This window comes from Rhizobium acaciae (genome assembly GCF_025941625.1).
GTDB classification, from domain to species: domain Bacteria; phylum Pseudomonadota; class Alphaproteobacteria; order Rhizobiales; family Rhizobiaceae; genus Rhizobium; species Rhizobium acaciae.
In genome coordinates this window covers 282,836-290,654 of the sequence record NZ_JAPCZO010000007.1, presented here as the reverse complement: position 1 = coordinate 290,654, position 7,819 = coordinate 282,836, and the positions used below count along the sequence as shown (strand labels likewise).

Below are 7,819 nucleotides of genomic sequence, written 5' to 3'. Positions count from 1 at the left end.
GACTAAAACAATACCGCTCTAGGTGTGGAGCCTCAACAGGTTGTCTCGGTTGAGACCGAGGCGACCGATGGGTGTTTTTGATTTCAGGCTACCATGAGGACGATGCCAATTGTACATGTGAGTCCAGTTTGGCAGATGGGCTTTTCGGTGTTCGGATGACGGATAGGCGCGTGCATAGGCCCACTCTCGCAAAGCCGTCTGAATGAAGCGCTCCGCCTTGCCGTTTGTCTTGGGGGTATAGGGTTTGGTGCGGATGTGCTTGAGGCCGAGTGCCCTGCAGGCCGTTGCGAAGTCCTTGGCCTTGTAGCAGGAGCCGTTGTCGGTCATCACCCGCGTGACTGTGATGCCCAGGCTCCGATAATAGGCGACGGCCGCCTTGAGGAAGGCAATGGCGCTGACGGCGGTTTCGTCCGGGAAGATATCGGTAAAGGCGATGCGGGAGGCATCGTCGATGCAGATGTGGACGTATTCCCAGCCGACACCACGCGAGTTGCTTTGGCCGGTCCTGTCGCCGGTGATGCGGTGGCCGACGCGATGAAAGCGGCCGAGGCGCTTGATATCGAGATGGATCAAACCACCCGGCTCGGCATATTCGTAACGCACGACCGGCTCGGCGGGATCGATATCCTTCATCCGTGACAGGCCTGCGCGCCTGAGAACGCGGCTGACGGTGGCGGGCGACACGCCTGTTTCCATGGCGATGTGCTTGCCTGTCAGGCGCTGACGGCGAAGTGCGACGATGCGCTCCGCCAAGGACTGACCCGTCTGAAGTGGACTGATTTTGGGCCGGGATGAGCGGTCCGCCATCCCGGCGCGTCCTTGTGCCCTGAACCGTTCGAGCCAGCGTGAAACGATCTTTGGCGAGACACCATAAAGGCGGGCGGCCTGGGCTTTGGACACCTGGCCTTTGGCAACGGCCAAAGCCATTTCCTCTCGACGCAACGGTGTCAGTCGGGCATTCTTATGGATGTTCATTCGGAGTGATCCTGGAAAACTGAGGTGTGGTAACTCCAGTCTCCTAAATCCGCTCCGAATGGACAACCTCCTGAAAGCTCACATCTAGGCCACCGGCTTCCGATTTTCAGTCGGTCGTCGTGTGCGGTGCGTGGGCTCCTCCGCTTCCTCCCGCGCCGTCGGTCGTCGTGTGGGGGAGCCGACGGGCATTGCGGCTTTTTGCCGGGCCTATCGGGAAAAGCGTCCCACGTTGCGGGATCGCCCATTGGTCAAAGGGACAGCACTCGCAGAACATCTGGCATCCGCACGCCGACGCTGCCATAAATGGAGCTTCATCGAGGGAGGCATCGTGATGCAGAAGAATGCGCCGGACTTCAGCCTTGAGGGCAAGGTGACCTTAGTGACGGGAGCGAGCCGTGGCATCGGTCGAGCTTGCGCACTTGCCTGTGCCGCAGCAGGTTCCGATATTGTTTTAGGGGTCCGCGATGTCGCAGCGTCGGCGGGCCTGGTTGCCGAACTCGAGGGAGCGGGGCGAAAAGTTCTGCCCGTTGAACTGGACATTCCCAACAAGGCCCATATCGCGCAAGCCGTCGACGCGGCGCTTGCGACGTTCGGCCGGATCGACGTCCTCGTCAACAACGTCGGCGTGGCTCCGGGCAATCTCGCGGAACTCGTCGAGGAGAAGGACCTAGACGAGATACTCGACGTCAACATCAAGGGTACCTTTCTGATGACGCAGGCTGTGGGCCGCCACATGATCAAGCGCAACGGCGGCAGGATCATCAACATCAGCTCACAGGCCGGTACCGTGGCACTGCGTGGCGAGGCAATCTATTGCATGAGCAAGGCGGCAATCAATCACCTCACGCGCTGCCTTGCAGCAGAATGGGCACGCTATGATGTCACCGTAAATACCGTATCGCCGACGTTCATTCACACCGATGGCACGGCACCGTTTCTATCCGATGCCGATAATCGCGAAGCGACGCTCGGCCACATCCCACTCGGCAGGATCGGTGAAACCGATGATGTGGTGGGTGCCGTAGTCTTCCTTGCATCACCGGCTGCGAGCCTGATCACCGGCGCTAATCTGCTGGTGGACGGTGGATGGTCCGTCGCCTGAGATCGAGGCGCCCCTGCAGGGCATGCAGGGCAAGTCCTGTCCAGACGAGAACAACGATTTGCCGGACAGGGATCTCTTCGGCGGCTTGCGGACGCCGATGAGGGATCTACATTCCCTGGATGAAAACCTTCGAATCCGACAACGGCTCTCGGCAGAATTCGCTTCGTCAGGTGCTGCGAAGGCTCGATAGGGCCGACGGCAGGCAGGCGATCGCCTTTCGGCTGGTATTTGCTGCCATTGACGTCGCCATTCTCGCCTTCTTCCTGCTCGGCCCATACCTGCGATCCGGTCCGTCCTATCTGATCATCGACTATGCGATAGCAGTGTGGATCGCCGCCGAGATGGTCGGCCGGGCGGTCGCCGCATACTCTGTGCGCGAGTGGATTCGGCGGCCGATGACCTGGATCGACTTCGTGGTGCTGGCCACGCTGTTGCTTCCGGACCTGCTCTTCAATTTCGCTTTCCTGCGGATCATGCGACTCTGGGCGATAGGCACCAGTCCGCTGCTCAAGGACTTGCTGCGCAAGGCCGGCTATTCATACCTTCTCGACGTCGTCCGGGCGGTGATCAATCTCCTTGTGTTCCTCTTCATGGCAACCGGGTTCGTCTATACGTCCTTCTTCTACAACAGGGAGGGAAGCGAAGGATTCGTCGATGCGCTATACTTCACGGTCGCGACGGTGACGACGACGGGATTCGGAGACATCACGCTTCCGGGAACGCTGGGCAAGCTCACGTCCGTTGTGACGATGATCGTCGGCATCTCCCTATTCGTCAGGCTTGCTCAGGCAGTCGTCCGCCCTCACAAAGTGACCTATTCCTGCCACCGATGCGGCCTTCAGCGCCATGACGCGGACGCCGTTCATTGCAAGGCGTGCGGAGAGGTCTTGAACATACCGGACGAGGGATCGTGACCGTCGATCCTGGCTAGACGATACGCCAGGAATTCGCACGCAGTCGTCGTCTACGATGGCGCCTCAAGCTCGTATTGGGACAACCAATGAAGGTGGAATCCTGCAAGCGAGCCACGTCTTCAGGTTGGAGCGCAGCCCCGCAGATGTTGTTGTGCTGGCTCATTGGTTTGCGCCGCCCCGGCGCACCATTCAAATCGGGTCCGTCGGATTGCAGCCCGCCCATACCGGCGAGCACGCCGCCGCCGACATCATCCTCTCGCGAAAGGATTATCCGCATCGTGGGCTGTTGCGAGACCGACCGCCAGTTCATACGTTCTGTCATCCAACCTCACAGGAGCAGAAGATGCAGATCGACCTCACAGGCAAGACCGCTCTGGTTACCGGATCCACCGAAGGCATTGGATACGCAATCGTCCGCCAGCTCGCGAGGGCGGGTGCGGACGTGGTGGTCAACGGCCGGTCCGAAGAAAAGACCGCGAAGGCCGCCGACCGCCTGAAAGGCGAAGGCGCCAAGGGAAGCGTCACCGCCGTGGCAGCGGATCTCGCAACCGCTGGCGGATGTGACGCTCTTGTCGCCGAAGTTCCACATGTGGACATCCTTATCAACAACGCGGGCATCTTCCAGCCGCTAGACTTCTTCGATGCGGACGACGAGGTATGGGACCGCCACTGGCAGGTGAACGTCATGTCCGCCGTCAGGCTTTCGCGCGCATATCTTCCGGGCATGCAGAAGCTCGATTGGGGCCGCGTCATCTTCATCGCGTCGGAATCCGGCTTTAACATTCCGGTCGAGATGATCCACTACGGTGTCAGCAAGACCGCAGACATCGCGGTTGCCCGCGGCCTTGCCAAGCGCATGGCCGGCACGGGCGTCACCGTGAACTCCGTCCTTCCCGGCCCCACGCTGTCGGAAGGCGTCGAGGCGATGCTCGCCGAGGAACGTGCGAAGACGGGGAAACCGATCGAGGAGGTGGCAGCGGACTTCGTCAAGAAGCACCGCGCCGGTTCGATCATCCAACGCGCCGCGAGCGTCGAGGAAATTGCCAATCTCGTCACCTATCTGGCCTCCCCTTTGGCGTCCGCAACGACTGGAGCTTCGATGCGCGTGGACGGAGGCCTGATCGACACGCTCTGACGGACTCCAGCGACCGGCCACTGCACCGTCTTCGTCGGAAGTTGTCTCCGCGATGCGCTGCAGTTGCGGGCTATTTGGCAGCTTTCGGAAGCGGCCTTGACGCGCCCGCTATGGTCCGTTGGCCCGGCAAGGTACCTCCCGGCAGCGGAGAAAACGGCGTCATGTCCGGCCTCGACTGTCAAAGACGACATTTGTGGCGAGCCCAGTCACAGGCTTGCCGCGTTCGCTGATCTGATCGACTCCGCCCATCAGCACGCCGCCGACAGCAAAAGCGAGGTCTGCACCTATGCCGTGGTATGGTTTGTCCTGTCCCTCGGCCCCACCCGCCCTTATCCCTCGACCCAATCGATCGCAAGCACGCCTCCATGTAGCGTCGTCGATGCCGTGTTTAAGGCGGCGGTCAGAAGGAGACGAACATGAACCTTGAGACAAAGATGAGCCTGGAAAACACCGCACACACCGGCAGACCTCGGCTCGACGAATTGGTTCCGTCGCGCTACGCGGTGCAGGTCGGCGAGATTGAGGTGCTGGTGGTCAGCGACGGAGTGCTACCGCTCCCAACCGCGATGCTGGGACACAACATCGATCCCGCCGTCCGAGCGGCCTGGCTGAAAGACATGTTCCTCCCAGCGGATGCTTTCGACTGGGCGCTGAACGTGGTCGTGGTACGCAGCGGCGACCAGACCATACTCCTCGACGCCGGGCTGGGGCTCGACCCGGACTTGCACCTGCCGCGGGCCGGGCAGCTGATCAAGCGACTGGAGGCCGCCGGCATCGATCTTGCGTCGGTGACCGACGTGGTCCTGACCCACATGCACATGGACCACATCGGCGGGCTGCTCGTCGACGGAGTGAAGGACCAGCTGCGTCCGGACCTGCGGATCCACGTGGCGGCGGCAGAGGTCAAATTCTGGGAGGCGCCCGATTTCTCCCAGGTCTCCATGCCGCCGGGCTTCCCGGACGCGCTTCGGGCGACCGCCAAGCGGTTCGCCGAAGAGTATCGCAGCCATTTCAGGCTGTTCGATGATGAGTACGAGGTGGCGCCGGGCGTGGTCGTCCATCGCACCGGCGGCCACACCCCCGGCCACAGCGTGATCCGCGTGGCCTCCGGCGGCGACAGGCTGATGTTTGCCGGCGACGCCGTGTTCGCGGTCGGGTTTGAACATCCGGACTGGTACAACGGCTTCGAACACGACCCCGAGGAGGCGGCGCGCGTTCGGCTCCGTCTGTTGCGGGAACTGGCGGAGACCGGCGAGCAGCTGGTGGCCACCCACCTGCCGTTCCCGTCCGTCGGCCGAGTGGCGGTCGACGGCGACGCCTTTCGCTGGGTGGCGGCCTTCTGGGACTACTGATCGATTGTTGGGTTGGGATCTTAGGGCGTGTACTCATCGCGTGAATGAGTCCACGCTCAATCGATTTATTTTAAGCAATTCCGGAGGCAAAACCGCTACACAGTTTCGCTGAAATTGCTTAAGCCAGACCCTGACCCGCCGATCATCCCCGCGCCCTGGAAGACCTCTTGGCCGATATTGTCAGCCTGCTATTGCCGTTCTTCGGCCTGATCCTGATCGGTTACATCGCCGCCAAGGCGACCAAGCAGCCGGCCGAAGCGCTCGGCTGGCTGAATACCTTCATCATCTATGCCGCCCTGCCCGCTCTGTTCTTCAAGCTCGTCTCGCGCACGCCGATCGAAGAGCTGACGCGCGTCGATTTCATCGTCACCGACATCGCGGCGACCTATGCGGTCTTCATCCTGCTTTTCGTCATCGGCCGCGTCGTGCGCGGCAATTCGCTTGCCGATTGCACCCTCCAGTCCTTTGCGGGCGCGTATGGCAATATCGGCTATATGGGGCCGGGCCTTGCACTCTTGGCGCTCGGCGAAGGCGCGGCCGTGCCGGTGGCGCTGATCATCTGCTTCGAAAACGCGCTGCATTTCATCGTGGCGCCGGCGCTGATGGCGGCGGCCGGCGACGACAAGCGTTCAACAGGCCATCTTGTCGCCGATATCGTGCGGAAGGTTGGGCTGCATCCCTTCATACTGTCGATGGCGCTGGGCTTTGCCGTCGCTGCCCTGCATCTCGACCCGCCGCTGGCGTTTCAACGCCTGGTCGATTATCTCGCCCAGGCGGCGGCTCCCTGCGCGCTCTTTGCCATGGGCGTGACGCTGGCGCTGCGGCCGCTGAAGCGGATTCCGGCAGAAATCTCCTATATCGTGCCGGCGAAGCTGATCCTGCATCCGATCGCGGTTTTTATCGCACTCACGGCAGTCGGCGGCTTCGAGCCGGTCTGGATTCAGGCCGCCGTGCTGCTCGCCTGCCTGCCGACGGCGACCAATGTCTTCGTCATCGGCCAGCAATATGGTGTCTGGCAGGAGCGCGCCTCGGCGACGATCCTGATCACCACGGTGTTTTCGGTGGTGACTGTTTCGCTCTGGCTGATCGTGATCCGATCAGGCCTTCTTCCGCTTCAACTTTTCCCGTAGGGCATCCGGAATATCGCGAAAGCCGCGGCCGGGCTCGATGCCCTCGCGCATGACGATATTGCGCAGCGGCGGTATGGCCGAGAGGATATGCAAGCCGGCAGCGCGCAGCATCTGGACGGGCAGGAAATCCGAGAGCAGCGAGCGGTTGAGAAGATCGACACTGGCCGTGCGCGTCATGATATCGGCGCGGCGCCTGCGGTCGAAGCTTTCACCGGCATCAGCCGGCACCGGCAATTCCGCCCTGTCGCAGAGGATATCGGTGAGCGCCATGATATCGCGCAGGCTGAGATTCAGCCCCTGCGCCCCGATCGGCGGGAAGACATGGGCGGCCTCCCCGATCAGCGCGATGCGCCCCTTGCCGAAACGATGCGCCATCATGCCGGAGAGCGGCCAGACCTGGACGCCGCCTTCGACATCAACCTTGCCGAGCATGGACTGCATGCGCGCCTCGACAAGGGCGCCGAGATCGGCAAGCGGCAGTTCCATGCGGCTCGCCGCCTCAGCGGGATCCTGCACCCAGACGAGGCTGGATCGGCTTCCCGGCAGCGGCACCTGGGTGAAGGGGCCGTGTTTGGTGTGGAATTCGGTCGAGATGTTCTGGTGCGGCAGCGAATGGGCGAAATTCAGCACCATGGCCGATTGCGGATAGGACCAGTTGCGCACGGCAATGCCTGAGGTCTCGCGCAGCTTCGAGCCGCGGCCATCGGCGCCGACGGCAAAATCGGCCGACAGCGTCTCGCCGCCGGTAAGCGTGATCGAGACGGCCTCGGCCGACATTTCGATCGATTCGGCCATATCGGTGAAGCGGGTAATATTGCCCTCGCCGGCCGCGGCCTCTTCGAGAATGCCGGTCAGCGCCTTGTTGGGGAAATTGTAGCCGAAGGCATCGAGGCCGACCTCGGCCGCGCGGAAAGTGGTGGTCGGCGCGCGCAGCAGCCGATCGGTGCCGTCGACGATGCGCATGCTGGTGAGAGGAGCGGCTGCGGGGCGGAGCTTTTCCCAGAGCGCCAGGCGATCAAGGAAGCGGATCGACTGATCCATCAGCGCCGTGGTGCGCCGATCTTCCTTCGGAGCAACGGGCGCCACCAGCGCCACGCTGCGGCCGCCGCGCGCCAGCGCGATTGCGGCAATCATACCGGCCAGACCGCCACCGATCACCGCCACTTCGAATGTCTTCATGCTACCGTTCCGTCATTCTAAAGCATGTCGTT

The 7,819-nt window shown here is 62.2% G+C and carries 7 protein-coding genes; 5 read left to right on the top strand and 2 right to left on the bottom strand.

Annotation, left to right across the window (positions count from 1 at the left end):
• Nucleotides 1–18: 18 nt before the first annotated feature.
• Nucleotides 19–975, bottom strand: coding sequence for an IS481 family transposase (locus tag OLZ32_RS14090; RefSeq protein ID WP_264421405.1), 957 nt, complete (start codon nt 973–975; stop codon nt 19–21).
• Nucleotides 976–1,306: 331 nt separating this feature from the next.
• Here OLZ32_RS14090 and OLZ32_RS14085 point away from each other — a divergent pair, with 331 nt between their 5' ends.
• The 5 genes from OLZ32_RS14085 to OLZ32_RS14065 all read left to right on the top strand — a co-directional run bounded on the left by OLZ32_RS14085 (nt 1,307) and on the right by OLZ32_RS14065 (nt 6,608).
• Nucleotides 1,307–2,077 (top strand): SDR family NAD(P)-dependent oxidoreductase, encoded by a 771-nt coding sequence (locus OLZ32_RS14085; protein ID WP_003539446.1) that lies wholly within the window; start codon nt 1,307–1,309, stop codon nt 2,075–2,077.
• 119 nt (nt 2,078–2,196) lie between these two features.
• Nucleotides 2,197–2,991 (top strand): potassium channel family protein, encoded by a 795-nt coding sequence (locus OLZ32_RS14080; RefSeq protein WP_003539444.1) that lies wholly within the window; start codon nt 2,197–2,199, stop codon nt 2,989–2,991.
• A gap of 343 nt (nt 2,992–3,334) precedes the next feature.
• Nucleotides 3,335–4,126, top strand: a complete 792-nt coding sequence (locus tag OLZ32_RS14075) for an SDR family NAD(P)-dependent oxidoreductase (RefSeq protein WP_264421401.1) — start codon at nt 3,335–3,337, stop codon at nt 4,124–4,126.
• 416 nt (nt 4,127–4,542) lie between these two features.
• On the top strand, nt 4,543–5,478 hold the full coding sequence (locus OLZ32_RS14070) for an MBL fold metallo-hydrolase (RefSeq protein ID WP_264421398.1): 936 nt from the start codon (nt 4,543–4,545) through the stop codon (nt 5,476–5,478).
• A 167-nt stretch (nt 5,479–5,645) separates the two neighbouring features.
• On the top strand, nt 5,646–6,608 hold the full coding sequence (locus OLZ32_RS14065) for an AEC family transporter (protein WP_264421395.1): 963 nt from the start codon (nt 5,646–5,648) through the stop codon (nt 6,606–6,608).
• On the opposite strand, the gene OLZ32_RS14060 is transcribed toward OLZ32_RS14065, so the two are convergent.
• Nucleotides 6,576–7,787, bottom strand: a complete 1,212-nt coding sequence (locus tag OLZ32_RS14060) for a UbiH/UbiF family hydroxylase (RefSeq protein WP_264421392.1) — start codon at nt 7,785–7,787, stop codon at nt 6,576–6,578. The genes OLZ32_RS14065 and OLZ32_RS14060 overlap by 33 nt on opposite strands.
• Nucleotides 7,788–7,819: the final 32 nt, after the last annotated feature.